Below are 20,115 nucleotides of genomic sequence, written 5' to 3'. Positions count from 1 at the left end.
GCCCGCCGCGCCCGTCGCGCTCCCGGGGCCGTAGGGTCGCGATCATGCTGGACGGAATCGACGACATCGACTGGGCCGGGCTGGAGCACGCGTACGGTCCGGCGGACGACGTACCGGGACTGCTGCGGGCGGCCGGCTCGGCGGACCCCCGGGTGCGCGAGGGGGCGTTGCAGGAGCTGGTCTCGTCGCTCTGCCACCAGGGGTCGGTCTATTCGGCGACCGCCGAGGCCGTGCCGTTCCTGGCCCGGCTCGCCCTGGACGGGCCGGGTGACCGGCTGTGGCTGCTGGGGCTGCTCCACGGAGCGGCCGACGGGGCGGGGCCGCAGTGGCGGCAGGTGCGGCGGGCGGTCGCCGCGGCGCTGCCGCCGCTGCTGGTGCTCGCGGCCGACGAGGACCGGTCCGTGCGTCGCACCCTGGTGTGGATCATCGCCGCGTGCGAGGAGGCTTCCCTACCGCTGATGCCGCTGCTGCGGGCCCGGCTGGTGGAGGAGGACGACGTGGAGGTGCGGGCGGACCTGGTGACGGCGCTCGGCCTGCTGGACGTCTCACCGGAGGTGAGGGACGCACGCAACCGGGCGCTGCTGTCCGAGGCGGAGCCGCTGGTGCGCGGGGCGGCGCTGACCGATCTGCTGCGGACAGCGCCCCTGCCGCTGCCGGCGGCGTGGGTGGAGGCGGCACTCGACGCGCACGGGGAGGAGGCCGTCCTCGACACGTACCATCCGTGGCCCGCGGGCCACCGGCCGCTCGGGGAGCGGCTGATGGACGATCCGGAGGCCGCCCTGATGGCGGTGCGACGCGGGCTGCCGCTGGCCTGGGAGCTCACCGAGGCGTGGCGGGACCGGGAGCGGGACGTCCTGCCGTCGCTCGCGTCATCGGCCGTGGACGTGGAGGGCCTGTGCCGGGTGGCGAGGACGGGCGCCGCGCTGGAGGGCGGCGCGCCCGCGCCGTGGCTGGAGCCGTCCCTCCGGTCGGAGGACCCTGCCGTACGGGTGGCGGCGGTGCATGCCGCGGTGCGGTTGCGGGTGCCCGGCGCGGTGGGCCTGGTCCTGCGCCTGATGGACGAGTTGCCGGAGGAGGCGGCATCGCTCCCGCTGACCCCCTTCTCGGCTCCCGGCGTCGTCGTGCCGGCGGCGGTGGAGGTGTTCGGGGCGGCGGCCCGGGAGGTGGCTCTCCGGGTCGCGGACCGGCCGTGTGCGGGGTGGGTGGACGCGCTGCTGCCCTTTCCCGAACTCGCTGCCGCATGCCTGCCGGACCTGGTCCGGCTGCTGCCGGCGTCGGCCGGGGTGCTCGCCTCGCTGGGCCCGGCGGCGGGCGCGGCAGCCGCCGCGGCCCTGCGGGCCCGGGCCGGAGCCGGTGACCTGGCGGCGGCCACGGCGCTGGCTCACGTCACGGGCGAAGCGGGGCCCGCGGTGGCCGTGGTGCGGGCGCTGCTGGATCCCTTGACCCGGCGCACGGCGGCCGTGCGCGTGGCCGGCGAACTCGGTCCGGCCGCCGCGGCCTTGCTGCCGCTGGTCGAGGAGCGGCTCCTGGCTCCCGCCCGGGAGGGCCGGGCGGACGCGGCTGCCGCGATCTGGCGCGTCACGGGGCGCACGCACGATACCGCGCCGGTCATCGCGGACCAGCTCGCCCGCGGCCGCGACCTGCACGAGCCGCACATGGACGCGCTGCGCGCCCTGGTGGCGATGCGCCTCCTCCCGGCAGCGGCCCGGCCCGCGGTGGAGCACATCGCCCACTCGCCGCGCCGTGTCGTCTCCGGCTTCCTGTGCGACGGAACGCCGCACCCGGACCTGACGGCGAGGAGCCTGGCCCGGGAGCTGCTGGCGCTGGCCGGCTGAACGGTGTGAGCCCTGCTCCCGGGCCGGGAGCAACAGCGCGCCGGCGCCGCCCGGTTGTCATCCTGCCGCACGCGGGCGGGGCCGTCCTCCCCCGCGCGGGGGAGACGTCCTCCCCGCATGGGGGATCCGTGGGCGGGGTCGGGCCGGGTTTCCTGAAGACATGAAGAAGACGATGGAACACCTGGTCATCGTGGCTGCGGCGGCGGTCCTGGCAGTGACCGGACTGGCCTCCCCGGCCGGGGCCGCGCCTCAGGACGACGACATCCGCGCCCGGGTCGGGGCGGTCCCGGGAATGCGGTTGCTCGGCGAACGGCCCGGGGCCGAGGGGCAGACCGTCCTCGACCTCGCTTTCCGGCAGCCCGCCGATCACCGGCATCCGGACCGGGGGTCGTTCGAGCAGAGACTGACGCTGGTGCACAAGTCGGTCGACCGCCCGATGGTGCTGTACAGCAGCGGTTACGACCTGGGGTCCGCACCGCAGCGCCTGGCGGAGCCGGCGGTGCTGCTGGACGCCAACCAGATCACCACCGAGCAGCGCTTCTTCGGGACGTCCCGGGGCCAGGACCAGGACTGGTCCACGCTGACCATCTGGCAGGCGGCGAGCGACCACCACCGCCTGGTCACCGCGCTCAAGCAGCTGTACCGCGGCGCTTGGATATCGACCGGAGGCAGCAAGGGCGGAATGACGGCCGTCTACCACCGCCGCTTCTACCCCGACGACGTGGCCGGCACGGTCGCGTACTCCGCGCCCAACAACACCGACGACCGGGACGACCGTGCCTACGACACCCGCCTGGCGCAGGTCGGCACCGCCGAGTGCCGGGCCGCCCTCAGGGAGGTACAGCGGCGGGCGCTGGTGCGCCGCGAGGCGATGACGCAGCGGTACGGCCGGTGGGCGGAGGAGCAGAAGGCGACCTTCGCAACCGTCGGCAGTGCGGACCGGGCGTTCGAACTCGCCGTGCTGCGCCTGCCGATGATGTTCTGGATGTACCAGCCGGCGGACGGCTGCGCCGCGGTGCCCGGCGCGGACGCGTCCGACGACGCCCTCTACGCGTGGATCGCCAAGGTGACGCTGCTTCCCGTGTACACCGACCAGAAGCTGAAGCCCTACACGCCGTACTTCCACCAGCTGGGAACCGAGCTCGGGTACGCGACGTTCGCCGCCCCGCACTTGGAGGGGCTGCTTCGACACCCGGGCGTGCAGGAAGTGCGTTCCTACGTGCCGCGGGAGATACCCCTGCACTTCCGGCAGGGTGCGATGGCGGACGTCGACCGCTGGGTGCGGCTCCACGGCCGGTCGCTGATGTTCGTCAACGGCGAGAACGACATGGCGGTCGCGGAGCCCTTCCGCCTGGGCAGGGGCACGCGCGACTCGTACGTCTTCGGGGTGCGCGGCGGCAGCCACCACATATCCATCAAGGGCCTGCCGCCGGCCGACGCCGAACGGGCCACGGCCGCGCTGCGCCGCTGGGCCGGGCAGGCCGGGGTCGGTCGAGGGTGAACTGCCAGTAGGCGGTCTCGCGGTTTTCCCTCGTCGGGCGGGCGGACCCGGACAGTGACGGTCATGCCCTTCCGGCTCGGCTTGACCCGTACCGGCGTCGCCGTCCGCGTCCCGTCCTCGACCACCTGGCGGTCGGGCGTCGATGCGTTAGTGGTCGTGCCGCCCACCGTGGGCGGCACGGACCGCTGTGATCGGGCCCGGTCGCCCTCGGCCGCGAACACCACGATAATGGGGCACATGGCACGGAAGGCCCCAGCGCGTCACCAGCCGCCGACCCTGACCGTCAAGGGCCGTGACGTGCGGCTGCGCACCATCGGCTTCGTCGTCCTGGCCGCCCTCGCCGTCTGGTTCATCGCCGTCAACACCGGACCGGTGACCGTCAGGTTGTGGGTCCCCACCGTCACGATCCCGCTTTGGGTGGTCCTCACCGTCACCCTCGTCGTCGGGATGGTCCTCGGCGTGTTCCTCGCCCGCCGCCGGGCCGCCCGCCGGTAGCGGCACGACACGGAGCGGCTACCGGTCCCGCGACGTCGGGCGGCGACCCAGCGGCAGCAGGTACTGAAGCGGCTGCTCCAGGTCGTCCAGGCCGAGGAGTTCGTGGGCCAGGTCGTCGTGGAAGCCGCCGAGCGGGGTGCCTCCCAGGCCCAGGACCGACGCCGTCAGGAGCAGGGTCTGGGCCAGGTGGCCGGTCTCCAGCAGGGCTAGGCGCAGGGCGCGCAGACCGTAGCGGCGGCGCAGCACGCCGAGGTCCGCGTACACGGCCAGGACGGCCGGGGCCCCGTCGATGCCGATCCAGTCGGGGTCCGTCGACGGACGGGACAGGTACGTCGACAGCGCCTTGATCCGGTCCAGCTCGGGCACCGGCCCGATGCGGTGCAGCGTCCGCCGCTCCGGCACGCAGTCGTACGTGCCCGCCGGCACCCCGGCCACGTCGAGCACCAGCAGGCGGACCCGGGCCGTGTACAGGGCGCCCGCGCTCGGATAGGCCCGGTGGACCAGCGTACGGGCCGTCCCGTCGGCCAGGGTCTGTTCGGAGCGGCTGTTCTCGCAGAGGGAGTGCCACAGCAGCGAGCCCAGTGCGCGGGCGTCCAGCGGTCCGGCGAGGGCGCCGCGCAGCGAGGACCGGTCGGCCAGCACGGCGCCCAGCGGCACCTGCGGCAGCGGGTCCGCGGGCAGGTCGAGCTCCGGCCCGGCGGCCGACCGCCGCGGTGCCGGCAGCGAGCGCAGTGCCGTGTCCTCGCCGCGGCCTATCTGGAACTTGCTGCGCTCCAGGTACTGGACGTCGGCCGCGGTGTGCCCCTGCGGGAAGAAGCCCGGCGGCTCCTCGGTCTCCAGCAGGGTCCGGGCGGCGAGCCGGCACACCGCCCGCTCCTCGTCGGGGGTGATGCCCAGCCGGTTGAAGAGCATGTGGAGCTGCGAGGCCCAGATCCATGCGGTTGCGTCGGGCGCGGTGTCCTGCGCCTCCTCGCGGGTGTTTCCCGCCGGCGTGGACCCGGCGCGCAGGAGTGCGTCGGCCTCGCCGACCGCGTCCGCCCACCGGCCGAGCCAGCCGGGGGCGGTCCCGGCTGCGAGGTGTTCGCGCACACCGGCGGCGCGCCGTGCCAGGCCCGTACGCTGGGCCGCGTAGACGGAGTTGACCCGGGCGTGGACGGAGGCTCCCGGCAGCAGCGGGACCTCGGTGACCCACCGCCAGCCCGCTGCGTGGCGGCGCAGCCAGCGGGCCGTGGTCAGCCGGCCCATGCCGAGGGCGTACGCCGTCGCGTGCGCCAGGTCCGCGGCGAGCGCCAGCCGCACGGCCGCCCCCGCACCTACATCCGCACCGGCACCGGCACCCGCACCGGTGTCCCTTCCGCCGCGGCCGTGGAGGGCCCGCAGGGCGTCCAGAGCCACCTGCGTGGACGCGGCGAAGACCTCCTCGGCGACCGGCAGGGCCTGCGGCCCGCCGTAGCGGGCGGTCTCGGGCACGTACGGGACCTCCCTGACCTCCCCGTGCCCGGAGGGCCACGGCCCCGGCACCGCCGGTACTTCCTTCGCCGCCCGCGCCAACTGCTGTGCCAGGTCAGCCGCCACCGGCGCGCCCAGCCCCCGCACCCGGATCCGCACGTGGGGGCCGTCCTCCCCGTACCGGATGAAGAACCAGCGGGTGGCGGACCCGCCGGGTCCGGTGAGGCGGTCGAGGAGCGGGGCCGCCTCCCGGACGAGGAACCGGTCGGTGTCCTCGGTGCCGGAGTGCAGGAAGAGGTGGAGGCTGTGCCAGGTGTCGGTGGTCATCGCGTGCGGTCCTCGTTCGCGGGTGCGGGGTCGGGTCCGGGGCGGTCCCGGCGTCGGGTGGGCCGCCGGCCCGACCGGGGGGGTCAGGGGAAGGGGTGCGGGTGGAGGGCCAGGTCCTCGTGGCGCAGCGGTCGTTCGGTGCGGCCCAGCCGGTACGGGACCTCCAGCAGCCGGGGCAGCCCCCGGGTCCGCCGGTTGACGTGTCCGAACGTCATCGGCAGCGAGCCGGGTACGAGGACCTTCACGCAGTGCAGGCCGAGCCGGTCGCGCAGCCCCGGTTCGGTCTGGTCGACGGTGATGACCTCCAGGCCGGCCCGGGAGAGCCGGTCCACGGTCGCCCCGAGCAGGTCGGTGAGGTCGGCGACGGGTTCGGGCGCCCCCGGCCAGGCCTCGGCCACCGGCACGCGGGGCGTGTCGGCGAAGAGGAACTCCAGGCGCGGGCCCGCCCCGGGGAGGGTGTTCAGCCCGACGTGGTCGTCGAGGCCCACCACCAGTTCCGGCCGCTCCAGCATCGGCCGCAGCCGCTCGGGGTCGCGCGGCCCGCCGTCGGCGAGCGAACGGTGCGCGGACTCCAGCACGTTGGTGACGACCTCGGCCACCGCGGACCTGATCGCGACGCGCGGGTCGTGGTGGGCGCCCGCCGCGAGGAACATCCGCGGCGCGGCCGGGTGGCCGCCCCCGTACCGGCAGACGGCGACGACCGCGGGTATGCCGAAGTCGTTCGTCGCGTCGAGCAGCGACAGCCGGTACCCTGCCAGGGCCGCCCGGTCCGCGAGCATGGCCGTGCCGGTGTCCTCGGGCGGCGGCTGGATGCGGCGCAGCGGGGTGGCCGCGTACCAGGCCATCAGGAAGGCGTCGCGTTCGGCCACCTCGAACAGGCCGTACAGGGCGGCTTCTTCGGGGCTGTTGCCCAGTCCGCAGCCGTTCGAGGACTCGTACACCACGCGCGGCCGGCCGGGGCCCGGCACGTCCCAGTAGGCGACGTGCTCGGGCACGGCGACGGCCCGCCGGCGGGTGAGCGACCACCCGTGCACCCAGTCCAGTTCCAGGTCCGGGGTGTACGGGACGGTCGCTGAGGACGGATGCCCGTGGTGGGCGGGGTCGGGAAGGCCGAACCGCTCCGGGTCGACCGCCCGGTCGGGCCCGAGCGCGGCGAAGGGGGCCCTCAGGTCGGTGCGGCGGCCGGTGGGACGCATGCCCGCGTACCGCTCGACGGCTTCGAACAGGGCGATCCGCTCGCTGTCGGCGAAGTCCCGCGCCCGGCCGTATCCGCCGTCGTCCAGGGCCCGGCCGTCGGTCACGACGGCCGTGGTCAGGGAGAAGGCCGAGTCCTCGGCGCGCACCAGCCGGCGCACCGGGCCGAACCGCTCGTCGTACAGCGCGGTGCGCAGGCCCTCCGCGGTGGTACGGGGGTTGGGGGCGCGCAGGACGTACGGGTCGGGCAGCGGGCGGGGGGCGGCGGGCAGCGGGTCCGTCCCGGCGGCCGAGTCCGGGGGCAGGGGGCGGCACACCGGGCAGCCACCGACGGGGCGGATGCGGTGGGTGGACCAGCTGCCGCGGCCGAGGTGGACGACGTACACGACGGCGGTCTGCGCAGCGCCGGCCGGCTCGCCCTCCTCCGCGAGGCCGTGGGCCCGGTCGCCGTCGCCGTCGCCGTCGCCGCCGTCACGGCCGTCACTGCTGTCCAGCAGGTCCTGTACGAGGGTGCCGACGCAGTCGGCGAGCGCCGGGGACAGGACGCCGGCCAGCTCCAGCTCCGGGCTCCGCCACGGCACCCGGCCGCCCGCCGTGGCCAACCTCTGGTACTCGGCACAGCTCAAGCAGGCCGCCGCGCCCGGCCGTAGGACGGGGCCGACCACCGCCAGGGCGCCGTCGAGCCGTACGGGGACCAGGGCCACGCGGTGGCCCAGCGCGTGCCGGCTCAGCTCCCCGGCCAGGCCCGGCGTCCACCGTGGCAGCAGGACCGCGGCCCGTCCGGCCGTGAGCGCGGCCGCCGCCCCGGCGTCGAGCACCGGTACCGCCAGTGCGTCGCCGAGCGGCCCGGTGGCGTCCCGGGGGCCGGTCGCGGCCGGGGTGGCCGCCGACTTCGTCATCGTTCCTCCTCCGGGGTGTGCAGGACGGTGAAGCCGAAGGCCCTGAGACAGTCGGCGAGTTGCCGGGCTGCCGGCGTGAGCGGCGGATCCGGGCGGCGGCCCGCACCGGTGCGGGCCGTCCCGGTCAGCCGGCGCAGCGCCGCCTGGAAGGCGGCTTCGCGTCCGGCCAGGTCCGCCAGCCAGCCACCGGTCCAGCCGGGGTCCTCCCAGGCGGCCGTCCGCACGCCGGCGGCGGCCAGCGGTGCGACGGCGCCGCCGGACGGCGGCGGGTTCCCTGCCGGGAACCCGGCGTCCTGCGCGCAGAGCGCGGCCACTGCGGCGAGCGCTGCGAAGGCCGCCGCGTCCCCCGGGGTCGCCTCGACGGCCTCGCCGAGCACCGGGCGGTCGGACGGGCCGGCGCCGTGGACCACAGCGTGGTACACGTCCCCGCCCGGGGCGGACCGGAACACGTCCAGGCGTGCGGACGCCCCGAGACGGGCCGTCAGCGTCGTCCACCAGTGGCGGGCCTGCGGGTGGCCTGCCCACTCCCCCGCGCTGTGGTGCGTACATTCCGCCGGGCGCCGGAGGCGATCGGCCGCCGCCGCGCGCAGCGCCCGCCCCCGGGCGTGCCCCGGATTCGCGCCGACGGTGAACCCGTTACCGCCCAGGCGGAGTTCGGCGGCACGGCAGAACACCTCCAGGCGGGCCAGGTCCAGCCGCGGCGCGCCGCCGACCGGGCCCTCGGGGGCCGGTGGGCCGTCCCCGGGCCCCGCCGCGGGCGGTGCACAGGCCGCCAGCGCCACGGGGAGCTGCGGCAGGTTCCCCGGGAGGGGCTCGGTCAGCACCCCGCACCGACGGTCGCCGAGGGCGGTGACCCGGCGCAGGGCCTCGGCGAGGGTGCCGGCGGGTTCCAGGTCGCCGCGCCGGTCGGCGTCGATCCGGTCCGGGCCCAGCCAACTGCGGTACTCGGCCCGCGGTGGTTCGGCGTCCGCGAGGAGCACCGCGGGCAGGCCGGGGAGCAGGCGGCCGTCCTCGCCCTCGTCCGCGGGGTCGGCGAGTCCGGCGGCTGCGCACAGCAGCCGGTGCGCCGCGGCGCCGCCGAGCAAGGTGGCGAGCAGGTGGGGGGAGCCCTCGGATGCGGGCGCGGCTGCAGCGGGGGCGGGGGGCGCGGTGGTGGCGAGCCCCGGTTCCAGCGCGGCCGCTTCCGAGATGATCTGGGCGGCGCTGCCGGGGGCGGTGGCGTAGCCGGTCCCGCCGCACAGCCCGGCCGCGACGCCCCGCTCCGGGCCGTGTCCGCGGGCGTACAGCAGCACGCGCCCCGCGGGCAGGGCCGGATCGGCCGTGTACGAGACGGGCAGCCCGCCCGCTGCCAGTGCCCGTCCGGCGGCCCTGGCCAGCGGCCCGTCGGGGGATCCGGCCACCACCTCCGCGTGCACCCGCGCCAGCGCGGCAGCAGCGGTGACGGGGTGCTCGGCCGTGGCCGCGAGCCATCGCGCGACCGGACCGGATCCGCCGGCGGGCCCGGCGGGAGCGGCGCGCCCGGCTGCCCACCCGGCGGCCGGTTCGACCGTCGACCCGGCGGCCGGTCCGGATGCCCGGTCGGCGGCCGACCCGGCGGGCACGGTGACGAGCAGGTCGTGCTCGGCCAGCCGGCCCAGGAGCACGTCCACCGCCCTCCGCACGGCCGAGTCCGCCGGCATGCCGTTCAGCAGGCGTTCGAACCCGCCGTCCCGCAAGGGCCCTTCCAGCACCCGCCACAGGGCGGGCAGTGCCGTACTGCCCTCCAGGGTGACGCTCCCGCGCCGGCCCCGCAGGTGCAGGCCGTCCCGCAGTACGGTCACGGCGACGCCGGGGCGCAGTCGGCGTACGGGGGCGATCGGGGTTGACGGGGTGGTGGTTCGGGTGGCGGTCACGGCCGGGCCTCCACCGCGTCGATGACCGCCTCGATCTCCGCGCGCCAGTCGCATCCGGTCAGCCCTGGGACCGTGCCGATGACCAGGTGGGCGGCCAGGTAGCGTTCGAGCGGCCGGACGTCGCAGATGGCCAGGAGCCGGTACAGGGCGTTGGTGCAGGCCCGGTACACGAGGTAGTCGGGGCGGCTCCACATCGCGCCCTGCGGGTCGGAGCGGCGCAGCAGTCGGTGGAACTCGCTGTAGCGGGTGCGGATGTCCTGGTTCCAGCGGGCGTGCACGGCCTCGTCGCCGGTGGCGGCGGCGCGCGCCCGGTACTCCAGTGGGACGCCGTGCAGGTCGGCGCCCGCGTCGTACCGGCTCTGCGCCAGCCGCCAGGCTCCCGCCGAGAAGTCCGCCCAGGCCCGCTCCCAGCCCTGCGCCCCGCCGTCGGCGATCCGGCCGACGAGCGCGGTGACCGTGGCGCCCGCACGTTCCCCGTGGCGCAGGAAGCTGCTGCGGATCCGGCCCTGCGGGTCGTCGTGGACGAGGAAGTCCTCCAGGTGGGACACGTACGAGAAGTGGCCGCCGGCCAGGCCGCCGGGGTGGGCGCAGGCGTGCGCCGCGAGCGCGGTGACGGCGAGCCGGAGCCGCGCCCGGGCGGTGTCCCCGTGTTCCCCGAGGAAGTCGGCGCCGGCCCGCAGCGCGCCGAGCCCGGCCCGCAGCAGGTCGTCGCGCAGGTCGGCGCCGTCTTCGCCGAGGAGTCCGATGAGGGGGGAACGGTCGACGGCTCCGGTCCGGACCGTGTTGTCGGGGACGATCGGCCCGTAGGGCGGCGGGACGAGCTCGCTGCGCCCCGCCTCGGCCGCCCGCTCCAGCAGCTCGGCGTCGGTGAGGTCGCCCTCGGAGGGGTGTGCGCGGAGCCAGTCGTCGACCCGGGCCGCCGCGGACTCGGCGGCGGCGCCCACCTGCGCGGCGGGCCCCTGGAGGCGCAACCGCAGGTGGGGGCCGTACAGCCAGTGCCGTTCGATGTGGGTGGCCAGTCCGTCCTCCACGGAGGACTCGGCGAGCGGCAGCATCACCCCCCTCAACAGTGGTGCCTTGACCGGGTGGTGGTAGTAGGCGACCACGTCGCGGGCGCCACTGTCCTGGGGCTGCACTCCGGGCACGCTCCCTTCCTCCTCTTCCTCTGTCGTCCGTCGTCCGTCGTGCTTCGTCCGTGGGCGGGTCATTGCCGCGGCCGCCCGGACCGGTAGACCTCCAGGACGAGTTCGACCGCGCGCGTGGGGACGTCGAGGCCGCCGGGGGCGGGCAGCGCCTCCTCCAGGACGGCGCCGTCGCCGTACCGGGAGAGCCACTTGGGCAGGCAGCGCAGGTGCAGGGCGTTGCCGAGGTCCACGAACTGGGGCTTGGGCCGGTCGAGTCGGGCCAGGAAGTCCTCGGCGGCCCGGCCGGTGGGGGCGGTGGCGGCCGGGTGCAGGAACAACTGCTCGGGCAGGTCCAACAGCGCGCGCCAGCGGGCCGCCGCCTCCGCCGGGACCGGGCCGGCCGCGCCGAGGTCGGCACGCAGCTCCCGTACGACACCGGGCGGCAGCAGCCAGCGGCGGCGGCCGAGCACCACGTGCCGGTGGCGCAGCCGGGGGGTGTGGACGACGCGGCCACCGGGCGCGGTGAGGGCGTTCCGGGGGGCGAGCGGCCTGAGGTCCACCACTCCGTGGGGCTGGTCGCACAGGTGGGCCCCGATGCGGCGCGGGAGGAGGACGGGCGCGAGGAAGCCGAGGTAGAGCACGTCCAGGAGTTGGCCGGTGCTCTTGAGGCGGATGCGTACCTGGTCGGCTGCCCGGTCGTGGACGAGTTCCAGGTCCGCCTCGGTGAGGGAGGCCCGGCGGCGGTCGGGGCCGATCTCGTCGGGGACCAGCAGCGGGTGGAGGTTGGCGTTGAACCCGCCGACGGGCCGGATCTGTGCGGCCCGGGCGGCGGGCCCGAGTCCGCGCCGGATCTGCCGGGACACTTCGGTGGCGGCCCGCGGGTCGAGGGCGTCGAGGAAGCGGCTGGTGAAGCGGCCCCATCCGCCGTACACGTGGTTGACGCACAGCAGGCCGCGATCCGGGTCCCGCTGGAGGAAGTACGCGTAGCTGAGGGGCCGTGCCACGGCCCAGCCGGGCAGCCGTTCGCCGAGCGCGCGGAGCAGGTCCGGCGGCAGGACGACCTCTGCGGCCGCTGCGGCGCCGTCCCGGCCGCCGGTTGCCGCGGCGGCCGCGGCCTCCCGGACCCGTTCGCCCGTTTCCGCGCGCAGGCGGGCCAGTTCGGCGGCCCCGGTGGGCAGGGCGTCCCGGTCGTCGGGGTCGAGGAGGGCGAGGCCCCCGGCGGTCTGCCAGGCCTCGGCCACGTCGGCGCCGAACTCCCAGGGACGGGCGCAACGGCCACCGGGCCCGTACCGTTCGACGAAGCGGTCGCGGATCACACGGCGCACGAGGTGGCCGAGGTCGAACAGCTCGGCGAGCGCGGTGGCCTCGCCGAGCGCCTCGTGGTCGGCGGCGTCGAGGAAGCCGTCGAGGGCGAGCGGGCGCGGGGCGACGACGTCCTCCGAGAGCACGGTCAGCGGGGCGGAGACGGCCGGGACGGGGCGGCCGGCGTCGGCCAGCTCGGCCTTCCACCGCTCGGCCAGGGAGGCGAGGAGCGCGGGGCGCTGCGCGGCGGGTGCGTCGGCGAACGCGGCGGTGTCGCGGCCGAGTTCGGCGAGGCGGTCGGCGCGGGCGGCGTCCGCGGCGTGTGCCGGGTCGTCGGGCCGGGTGGCGGCGACCTCCCGCAGCCATGCGGCGAGGCGGTCGAGCGGCTCGGCGTCCTGCGGCGGGACCGGGTCGCCCGGCAGCAGCAGGCCCGCCTGCCCGAGGCGGTCGAGGAAAGCGGTGGCCGCGGCGGACGCGTCGCCGCCCGCCCCGGTCAGGGAGGCGGTCAGCAGCTGCGCCAGCTCCTCCAGGGGCACGGGGTGGGCGGCGTGCTCGGTGACCAGGCGCAGCGGGCCGCTGTAGGCGAGTTCCGCCTCGTCCTCGCCGGGCACGAGATAGCGGCCCCCGGCGAAGGAGGCCCGTTCGCGGGAGTACGCGGCCCGCGCGCCGGTGATTCGAGGGGTGCTGGTGATCCGGTGCGGGAGTGCGGCCCGGCGGTGTGGGGAGTCGAGGAGGGCGAGGGTGAGGGCCGCCGTCAGGGTGTGGTTGGGCTGCACGACCGCGCGGAGGGGTCCGTCGAGCAGGGGCCACGTGCCCCAGGACGGCACCGGCGGGGTCGGGGGCACGGTCGGGTCCGCGCTCCGGTCCGGGGCGAGGGGACCCCAGCCGACGGCGGTGAACCAGGACAGCGGGCTGGTCTTCGTGCTGGCCCGCAGGGCGTAGCGCAGCACGGTGGCCTCCTCCTTGCGGGCCCGGCGGTCGGCGGCGCCGGTGGCAGCGCGTTCCACGGCCCGGTGCAGGTCGGTGCTGGTGAGGGCGACGGCTCTGACGAGGGCCGGATCGCGGCACAGGCCGGCGAGGGCGGTGCGTTCGGCGGCCAGGGCCTGTTCGGCGGCGGCACCCAGCCCGTCGAGCAGGGCGCGGCGGCTCTCGCGCAGGGCGGTCCAGGCGGCGAGCCGGGGGATCCGGTCGGGCAGGTCTCCGAGTCGGGCCAGCAGTGCGGGCCTCGGCTCGCGCCCGTTGTGCAGGGCTCGGCGCAGGGGCAGGACGACGTCGCGGTGGAAGTCGGCGGGATGGCCGTCGCGGCTGTCGTGGAGGTCGTCGCAGAGCGGCCCGGTGGTGTGCAGGAGTCGTGCGTCGAGCCGGTGCAGGCGGGCGAGCAGGTCGCGGAAGGCGGTCGCGGCCGGGTGCTCGGCCGGGTGGGCGATCACGGTGGCGCGGGCCAGCGCGTAGGGCGCAGACCGTACCCGGTAGCCGGCGGCACCGACACCATCGCTGCCGCCGGTGCCGGTGGTGGCGGCGGCGGTGGCGGTGGGGGCGACGGCCGTGGAGTTCGGGCGCGGCATGGGGTTCCCCGTCCTGTCGGTGGTGGTGCTCGGGCCTCCCGCCGCACGTGCGGTGCGGCGGGAGGTTCCGTGCGTCCGTACGGTGGTGCGGTTACAGCGGCAGTTCCGGCGTCTGCGGGTGGGCGCAGGACGAGGAACCGCAGGAGCAGGAGCTGCCTCCGTTGGACGCCCCGCCCTCGGGCAGTGCGATGGTGTCCCGCATGGAGGTCACGGTGAGGTCGCCGAGGTCGAGGTCCTCGATCTCGAAGGCCGTGGTGCCGTTTTCACCGGTCATGGATGTCTCCTCTCGTTGGGTGGCTGGTCGGGATCGGTGCGGTGTGCGAGGGGGCGTCAGCCCACGAACACGTCGCTCTCCGAGCGCGGCTGGGCGCAGGAGGACGAACCCTGGCAGGAGCAGGAGCCCCAGGACGCGCCGCCCTCGGGCAGCGCGGCGGTGTCGCGCATGGAGGTGACGGTGAGGTCGCCGAGGTCCAGGTCGAGGTCCTGGAGGTCGAATTCAGACATGCGTATCTCCCGGAATTTGGGGGTGGAATGCCGAATGCGCGGCACGGAATGCCGCAGTCCACGGGCAGCCGGAAAACACCGGCATTCCGGGACCGCTGTCGGGCAGAAAAAATATTGCCGGGCTCACCGCACGTCCACAAGGGAACACAGGACGAGCACAATGAGATTGTCAGGTCCGCGACTTCTGGCCTGTTTCCTTCGGCCGGAAACGCGCCGCAGCGCCGAAAGAATCACGAACTCCCCGTTCCGCATTCCACTGCCCCTACTCGCCCGCTCGCCCTGACTCGCTCGGCTTGCTCGTCCACCGGGGGCCGGGGCCGGCACCGCCTGCGGTGTGGCGGCGGGGCCCACAGGACTCCACCCGATTGTGGGGGCCCGTCACATGTCCCGATGGCCTGGCGGCTTCTACGTTGTGCCTCCACGGAACCTCCCGCAGACCCAGGAAGTGGTGCACATGCCCTCCCCCGCACCGGCTGTACCGGCCCCGTCAGGCATCCGGAAAATCGTCGCCGCCAGCCTCATCGGTACCACCGTCGAGTGGTACGACTTCTTTCTCTACGGCAGCGCCGCCGCCCTGGTCTTCAACAAACTGTTCTTCCCGGCTGCGGATCCCCTGACGGGCACCCTCATCGCGTTCGTCACGTACGCGATCGGCTTCCTGGCCCGGCCCCTGGGCGGGGTGGTCTTCGGCCACTTCGGTGACAAGGTGGGGCGCAAGAGCCTGCTGGTGGTCAGTTTGCTCATGATGGGCGGGGCCACGTTCGCCATGGGGCTGCTCCCCACGTACGCGAGCATCGGCATCGCCGCACCGATCCTGCTGACCGTCCTGCGCCTGGTGCAGGGCTTCGCGCTGGGCGGTGAATGGGGCGGCGCGGTGCTCATCGTGTCCGAGCACGGTGGGGCGCGGCACCGCGGGTTCTGGGCCTCCTGGCCGCAGTCGGGTGCGCCCGGCGGCAACCTGCTGGCCACCGGTGTCCTCGCGGTGCTGGCGGCCGTTCAATCGGACGCGGCGTTCCTCGCCTGGGGCTGGCGCATCCCCTTCCTGCTCTCGGGGGTGCTGGTGATCGTCGGCCTGTGGATCCGGCTGACCGTCTCCGAGTCCCCCGTCTTCCTCGCCGCCCAGGCCCGGGCCCGGGCCGAAGCCGCGCGCGGGGCACGGGAGAAGGCCCCGGTCGTCGAGGTGCTGCGGCACAGTCCGCGGCAGGTCCTGACCGCGATCGGCACCCGCTTCGGCGAGAACATCTCGTACTACGTCCTGACCTCCTTCCTCCTCGTGTACGTCACCACCCATCTCGGCCTGCCCAAGAGCACCGCCCTGAACGCGGTCCTGATCGGCTCGGTCGTCCACTTCGCGACCATCCCCGCGTGGGGTGCCCTCTCGGACCGGATCGGCCGCCGCCCGGTCACCCTGATCGGCTCGGTCGGCACGGCCCTGTGGGCGTTCGCGTTCTTCGCGCTCGTCGACTCGCGCTCGTTCGCCGTCATCACCGTGGCCGTCACCATCGGGCTGCTGCTGCACGGCGCCATGTACGGGCCGCAGGCCGCCTTCATCTCGGAGATGTTCGACACCGAGGTCCGCTACTCCGGTGCCTCGCTGGGCTCCCAGCTCGCCTCGATCGTCGCCGGGGCGCTCGCGCCGATCATCGCCGTGGAGCTCCTCAAGGAGCACGGCTCGTCCGTTCCCGTCTCCTTCTACCTCTGCGCGGCCGCGCTCGTCACGACCATCACCGTCGCCCTCGCCCGGGAGACCCGCGGCCGCGACCTGGCCGTGCGGAGCAGCGGCTCCGGCGCCGGCGGTACGGCGGCCGGCTCCACGACCACGTGACGGGGCTCGGCCGCGAGCGGGCCCGACCCCGCCCGGGCCGGCCCGGGCCCGCGCGGGAGAATGCCGCCATGACCTCCACGAAGGACCTCGACCCGGCACCCGGCGAGGCGGCGGCCGCCCTGCGGGAGCTACTCGGCCTGCTCCACCAGGGCGCCCCGGTCGAGCAGTTCACCCGGCCCGCGGAACGGGCCCGGGCGGCCGGGGCGGGCCCCGCCGAGCAGGCCCTGGTGGAAGAGGCCACGCAGGTGGCGCTGGGCATCCGCCGCACCCTCGACCAGCGCCGTCGACGCGAGACGGAGCTGACGGCCCTGTTCGACACCGCCGGCGACCTCGCCGCGCTGCGCGACCTGGACGCGGTGCTGCGGGCCATCGTCCACCGGGCCCGGATGCTGCTGGGCACGGACGTCGCGTACCTCACCCTCAACGACCCGGTCGCCGGGGACACGTTCATGCGGGTCACCGACGGCTCCGTCTCCGCCGTCTTCCAGCAGCTGAGGCTGGGCATGGGGGAAGGGCTCGGCGGGCTGGTCGCCCAGACGGCGCGCCCGTACGCCACTGCCGACTACCGCACCGACGACCGGTTCCGGCACACGCCCGTCATCGACCACGGGGTGCAGGAGGAGGGGCTGCGGGGGATCCTCGGCGTACCGCTGCGGGTCGGGACCCGGGTCATCGGGGTGCTGTACGCGGCCGACCGGGCGGTGCGCGCCTTCGCGCCCGATGCGGTGGCCCTGCTGTCCTCACTGGCCGACCACGCCGCCGTCGCCATCGACAGCGCCCGACTGCTGGAGGAGACGCGGGCCGCGCTCGTCGACCTGGAGGCCGCGACGGAGACGGCCCGGGCGCAGAGCGAGGCGGTGCGGCGCGCCGCCGAGACCCACGACCGGCTGACCCGCCTCGTGCTCCGCGGCGGCGATGTCGGTGACGTCGCCCGGGAGGTGGCCGGTCTGCTCGATGGGGGCGGCCTGGTCGTGTACGACGCGGACGGGGCCGAGCTCGCACGGGTCGGCGCGGAGCCCTCGGGCCTGCCGGACGGGGCCTCCTTGGCCGGTGCGCTGGCCGCGTCCCGTTCGGACGGCCGGGCGGTCGCGGTCGGCGGTGTGTGGGTGTGCGCCGTGCTCGCCGGGCCGGAGCTGCTGGGCGGTCTGGCCCTCGGCGGGCGCGCCGGCCTCTGCGACAGCGAGCGGCGGCTGTTCGAGCGGGCGGGACTGGTGACGGCACTGCTGCTCCTGCTGCGCCGGTCCGTCGCCGAAGCGGAGGACCGGGTCCGCGGCGAGCTGCTCGCGGACCTCCTGGCCGCGCCGGCGGCCGGGCGGGTCCACGACACCCCCAGCCGGATCCTGCGGGCCCGCCGCCTCGGCGTCGACCTCGGCCGGCCGCAGGCCCTGGTGGTGCTGGACTGCGACGCCGCCCTGCGGTCCAGGCTGGCCGCCGGGGCGGGCCGGCACGCCCGGTCCCGCGCGGGTCTGGCCGGGCCGTACCAGGGGCGGGTCGTCCTGCTCGCCCCTGCGGACGACCCGGGGGCCCTCGCCCGCACCCTGGCCGCCGAGCTCGGCCGGGCCGTGGGCGCGCCGGTCACCGCAGGGGCCGCGGGTCCGGCCGCCGGGCCGGAGGGGCTGCCGGGCGCGCACGCGGAGGCGGTGCGCTGCCTGGAGGCGATGCACGCGCTGGGCCGCACCGGCCACGGCGCCGGCCTGCCCGACCTGGGGTTCCTCGGGGTACTGCTGGGCGACGGGGCGGACGTGGGCGCGTACGTCGACCGGGTGCTCGGGCCGGTGTTGGAGTACGACGCGCGGCGCGGCACGGAGCTGGTCCGGACCCTGGAGGCGTACTTCGCCGAGGGCGCCAGCCCGGCCCGCACCAAGGACGCCCTCCACGTGCACGTCAACACGGTCGTCCAACGCCTCGACCGGATAGGGCGCATCCTGGGCGAGGACTGGAACACCCCGGCCCGGGCGCTGGAGGTGCAGCTCGCCCTCCGTGTCCTGCGCGCAGGCCCCGCCGCCCTCCCCCGCCCGGGGGCGGCGCCCCGGTCCCGGGTCGGGGCGCCGCCCGTCGTCCGGTCCACGGCCGGGAGTTGAGTCGGTCGCGGGGATGGACGCCCGGGCCGTGGCGGAGCTGACGAACGTACCGGCCGGCGGCCCCGGCCCGTGCGGCCGACGCGTTCCTACACGTCCCGGTCGTCGTCCTCCGAGGTGCGGTGGGCGGCCCAGGGGCCGAGGCCGAAGTCGGTACCCCGGCGACGGACTTCCAGTGCTCCCGGTCCGGCGAAGTGGGCGGGGATCAGCAGCTCGTGCTGGTCGGCGGCCCGTTCGAGGACGCGGCGGCGCGTCGTGGCGGCCCCGTCCGGGTCCAGGCAGAAGCAGCTGCTGCAGGAGGGGTGGAGGATCTGGACGGGGCTGTGGAGCAGGTCGCCGACGAAGACGGCGCGTTCGCCACGGGATTCCAGGCGCAGTACGGCGGAGCCGGGGGTGTGTCCGGGGGCGGCCTCCAGGGTGAGGTGTTCGTCGATGCGGTGGGTGCCCTCCCACAGGACGGCCTGCCCGGCGCGGTGGACGGGGGCGATGCTGTCCTCGTAGACCAGCCGGTCGTCCTCTCCCAGGCCCTTGCCGGTGGTGTTGCCGGGGCCGAAGTGGTGGTCGTCGGCGGCCGGGAGGAGGTATCGGGCGTTGGGGAAGGCCGGTACCCATGCGCCGTCGGCGTCGATCGTGTTCCAGCCGACGTGGTCGGCGTGCAGGTGGGTGTTGACGACGGTGTCGACGTCCTCGGGCCGGACGCCTGCCCGGGCCAGGTCGGCGAGGAGGTCGCCCTGCCGGTGGTGGAAGTGCGGGCTGCCCGGCCGCTCGCGTCCACTGCCCACGCCCGTGTCGACCAGGACCGTCCGCCCGGCGCTGCGCACGACCCAGGTCTGCAGGGCGAGGACGGCCAGGTCGTGGTCGGGGTCCCAGTGGTCCGGTGCCAGCAGGTCCTCGTTGTCCTTCCACACCCGGGTGTCGGCCCCGGGGACGAGGTCGCGACCGGGCACGAACGGCCCCTGCCACTCCACGACCCGGATGATCTCCACGTCGCCCAGCACGATGGTCTGCGTGTCGTTGTCCTTGTTCACGCCGTCCACCGTAGGAAGGGAAGTTGAGCGGCTCAATGCGCGTTCGGCGCGTCTCGATACGCCGTTGTCTCAGCCGTGCGACGGGACGGGGATAGGGTGGTGCGGTGGACGTGGTGAGCGATGCGATCTCGGCGGTGCGGATCGGGCGGCCCTCCTCGCAGCGGGTCCGGGTGCGCGGGCGGTGGTGCACGCGGTTCGCCCCGTACGACGGGGCGGGTTTCCACGTGGTACTGGAGGGCAGCTGCTGGCTGCTGCCCGAGTCGGGCGACCCCGTCTCGCTGGCCACGGGGGACGCGGTACTCCTGCCCCACGGCACGGGCCACGTCATGGCCGATTCCCCCGCCGACGCAGAAACGGTGGCACGGGCGGTGCCGTTCGACCAGGGACCGGTGGGGACGCGGTCCGGGACGCTGCGGGTGCCGGCCGGCCCGGGCGCGGCGGACGGTGCGGGCGGGCCGGGCGTGCAGTTGCTGTGCGGCGGGTACCGGCTCGACCGGAGCCGCTCGCACCCGCTGATGCTGGAGCTGCCCGCGGTCGTCCACCTGCCGAACCGCGTGGGCAGACACCCCGAACTACGGGCCGCCGTCGACCTGCTGGGCGGCGAGCTGGACGGTGCACGGCCCGGATCGGCGATGGCGGTGCCCAGCCTGCTCGACCTGCTGCTCCTCTACATGATCCGCTCGTGGATGGCGGAGGGCTCCGGCGGAGCCTGGCCGGCCGCCCTGGGCGACCCGGTCACGGCCGCCGCCCTGCGGGCCCTGCACGCGGACCCGGCCGCGCCGTGGACCGGCGAACGGCTCGCCGCGCACACGGGGGTCTCCCGGGCCACGTTGGCACGCCGGTTCTCCGCGCTGGTCGGCCGGCCCCCGATGGCCTACCTCGCCTGGTGGCGGTTGACGTACGCGGCCGCCCTGCTCCGCGACACCGCGGATCCCCTCGCGGCCATCGCCCGCCGGGTCGGGTACGGCACCGCGTACGCCTTCTCGCACGCCTTCAGCAGGGAGTTCGGGACCACGCCCGGCCGCTACCGGGCCCGGGCAGTGCAGGAGCCGTGAGCGGCACGGGCACGCACTGCCCCCCGTGCCGCGCACCGCGCC

At 75.9% G+C, this 20,115-nt stretch carries 14 protein-coding genes; 6 read left to right on the top strand and 8 right to left on the bottom strand.

Going from position 1 to position 20,115, the window contains the following annotated elements; translation table 11 throughout:
• Positions 1-44: 44 nt before the first annotated feature.
• From ACFV7Q_RS30165 to ACFV7Q_RS30155, 3 genes are all read left to right on the top strand, one after another.
• Positions 45-1,835 (top strand): hypothetical protein, encoded by a 1,791-nt coding sequence (locus tag ACFV7Q_RS30165; RefSeq protein ID WP_385433155.1) that lies wholly within the window; start codon positions 45-47, stop codon positions 1,833-1,835.
• Between the two features lie 160 nt (positions 1,836-1,995).
• Positions 1,996-3,336 (top strand): S28 family serine protease, encoded by a 1,341-nt coding sequence (locus ACFV7Q_RS30160; protein ID WP_385433153.1) that lies wholly within the window; start codon positions 1,996-1,998, stop codon positions 3,334-3,336.
• A gap of 237 nt (positions 3,337-3,573) precedes the next feature.
• Positions 3,574-3,831, top strand: coding sequence for a lipopolysaccharide assembly protein LapA domain-containing protein (locus tag ACFV7Q_RS30155; protein WP_385433151.1), 258 nt, complete (start codon positions 3,574-3,576; stop codon positions 3,829-3,831).
• 18 nt (positions 3,832-3,849) lie between these two features.
• Here ACFV7Q_RS30155 and ACFV7Q_RS30150 read toward each other — a convergent pair whose 3' ends face one another.
• The 7 genes from ACFV7Q_RS30150 to ACFV7Q_RS30120 all read right to left on the bottom strand — a co-directional run bounded on the left by ACFV7Q_RS30150 (position 3,850) and on the right by ACFV7Q_RS30120 (position 14,087).
• Complete coding sequence (locus ACFV7Q_RS30150) at positions 3,850-5,607, bottom strand: thiopeptide-type bacteriocin biosynthesis protein (protein WP_385433150.1); 1,758 nt, start codon at positions 5,605-5,607, stop codon at positions 3,850-3,852.
• Positions 5,608-5,690: 83 nt separating this feature from the next.
• Positions 5,691-7,700, bottom strand: coding sequence for a TOMM precursor leader peptide-binding protein (locus tag ACFV7Q_RS30145; RefSeq protein ID WP_385433148.1), 2,010 nt, complete (start codon positions 7,698-7,700; stop codon positions 5,691-5,693).
• The gene (locus ACFV7Q_RS30140) at positions 7,697-9,592 is read right to left on the bottom strand and encodes a hypothetical protein (RefSeq protein WP_385433146.1); all 1,896 of its coding nucleotides are present in this window, start codon (positions 9,590-9,592) and stop codon (positions 7,697-7,699) included. The genes ACFV7Q_RS30145 and ACFV7Q_RS30140 overlap by 4 nt, the downstream gene beginning before the upstream one ends.
• Positions 9,589-10,737 carry a hypothetical protein gene (locus ACFV7Q_RS30135; protein ID WP_385433144.1) on the bottom strand — a complete coding sequence of 383 codons (1,149 nt, stop codon included), beginning with the start codon at positions 10,735-10,737 and terminating at the stop codon, positions 9,589-9,591. The genes ACFV7Q_RS30140 and ACFV7Q_RS30135 overlap by 4 nt, the downstream gene beginning before the upstream one ends.
• Before the next feature lie 59 nt (positions 10,738-10,796).
• Positions 10,797-13,583 carry a lantibiotic dehydratase gene (locus ACFV7Q_RS30130; protein ID WP_385433142.1) on the bottom strand — a complete coding sequence of 929 codons (2,787 nt, stop codon included), beginning with the start codon at positions 13,581-13,583 and terminating at the stop codon, positions 10,797-10,799.
• Positions 13,584-13,674: 91 nt separating this feature from the next.
• Complete coding sequence (locus ACFV7Q_RS30125) at positions 13,675-13,857, bottom strand: thiazolylpeptide-type bacteriocin (protein WP_385433140.1); 183 nt, start codon at positions 13,855-13,857, stop codon at positions 13,675-13,677.
• 56 nt (positions 13,858-13,913) lie between these two features.
• Positions 13,914-14,087: a thiazolylpeptide-type bacteriocin gene (locus ACFV7Q_RS30120; RefSeq protein WP_385433138.1), complete on the bottom strand. Its 174-nt coding sequence runs from the start codon at positions 14,085-14,087 to the stop codon at positions 13,914-13,916.
• 454 nt (positions 14,088-14,541) lie between these two features.
• Here ACFV7Q_RS30120 and ACFV7Q_RS30115 point away from each other — a divergent pair, with 454 nt between their 5' ends.
• Positions 14,542-15,912: an MFS transporter gene (locus ACFV7Q_RS30115; protein WP_385433136.1), complete on the top strand. Its 1,371-nt coding sequence runs from the start codon at positions 14,542-14,544 to the stop codon at positions 15,910-15,912.
• Positions 15,913-15,980: 68 nt separating this feature from the next.
• A complete protein-coding gene (locus ACFV7Q_RS30110) occupies positions 15,981-17,993 on the top strand; it encodes a helix-turn-helix domain-containing protein (RefSeq protein WP_385433134.1) in 2,013 nt (670 codons plus the stop codon).
• 86 nt (positions 17,994-18,079) lie between these two features.
• Here ACFV7Q_RS30110 and ACFV7Q_RS30105 read toward each other — a convergent pair whose 3' ends face one another.
• Positions 18,080-19,018 carry an MBL fold metallo-hydrolase gene (locus ACFV7Q_RS30105; protein ID WP_385433132.1) on the bottom strand — a complete coding sequence of 313 codons (939 nt, stop codon included), beginning with the start codon at positions 19,016-19,018 and terminating at the stop codon, positions 18,080-18,082.
• A 104-nt stretch (positions 19,019-19,122) separates the two neighbouring features.
• On the opposite strand from ACFV7Q_RS30105, the gene ACFV7Q_RS30100 reads away from it, so the two are divergent.
• Positions 19,123-20,073 carry an AraC family transcriptional regulator gene (locus ACFV7Q_RS30100; protein ID WP_385433130.1) on the top strand — a complete coding sequence of 317 codons (951 nt, stop codon included), beginning with the start codon at positions 19,123-19,125 and terminating at the stop codon, positions 20,071-20,073.
• Positions 20,074-20,115 lie beyond the last annotated feature (42 nt).

It is taken from the genome of Streptomyces sp. NPDC059851 (assembly GCF_042732005.1).
GTDB lineage: Bacteria > Actinomycetota > Actinomycetes > Streptomycetales > Streptomycetaceae > Streptomyces.
This window is presented reverse-complemented; position numbering and strand designations above follow the sequence as displayed.

Excerpts from the sequence above, each read along its gene's own strand:
- ACFV7Q_RS30165 (WP_385433155.1), top strand. The coding sequence starts at position 45 with ATGCTGGACGGAATCGACGACATCGACTGGGCCGGGCTGGAGCACGCG.
- ACFV7Q_RS30160 (WP_385433153.1), top strand. The coding sequence starts at position 1,996 with ATGAAGAAGACGATGGAACACCTGGTCATCGTGGCTGCGGCGGCGGTC.
- ACFV7Q_RS30155 (WP_385433151.1), top strand. The coding sequence starts at position 3,574 with ATGGCACGGAAGGCCCCAGCGCGTCACCAGCCGCCGACCCTGACCGTC.
- ACFV7Q_RS30150 (WP_385433150.1), bottom strand. The coding sequence starts at position 5,607 with ATGACCACCGACACCTGGCACAGCCTCCACCTCTTCCTGCACTCCGGC.
- ACFV7Q_RS30145 (WP_385433148.1), bottom strand. The coding sequence starts at position 7,700 with ATGACGAAGTCGGCGGCCACCCCGGCCGCGACCGGCCCCCGGGACGCC.
- ACFV7Q_RS30130 (WP_385433142.1), bottom strand. The coding sequence starts at position 13,583 with ATGCCGCGCCCGAACTCCACGGCCGTCGCCCCCACCGCCACCGCCGCC.
- ACFV7Q_RS30125 (WP_385433140.1), bottom strand. The coding sequence starts at position 13,857 with ATGACCGGTGAAAACGGCACCACGGCCTTCGAGATCGAGGACCTCGAC.
- ACFV7Q_RS30120 (WP_385433138.1), bottom strand. The coding sequence starts at position 14,087 with ATGTCTGAATTCGACCTCCAGGACCTCGACCTGGACCTCGGCGACCTC.
- ACFV7Q_RS30115 (WP_385433136.1), top strand. The coding sequence starts at position 14,542 with ATGCCCTCCCCCGCACCGGCTGTACCGGCCCCGTCAGGCATCCGGAAA.
- ACFV7Q_RS30110 (WP_385433134.1), top strand. The coding sequence starts at position 15,981 with ATGACCTCCACGAAGGACCTCGACCCGGCACCCGGCGAGGCGGCGGCC.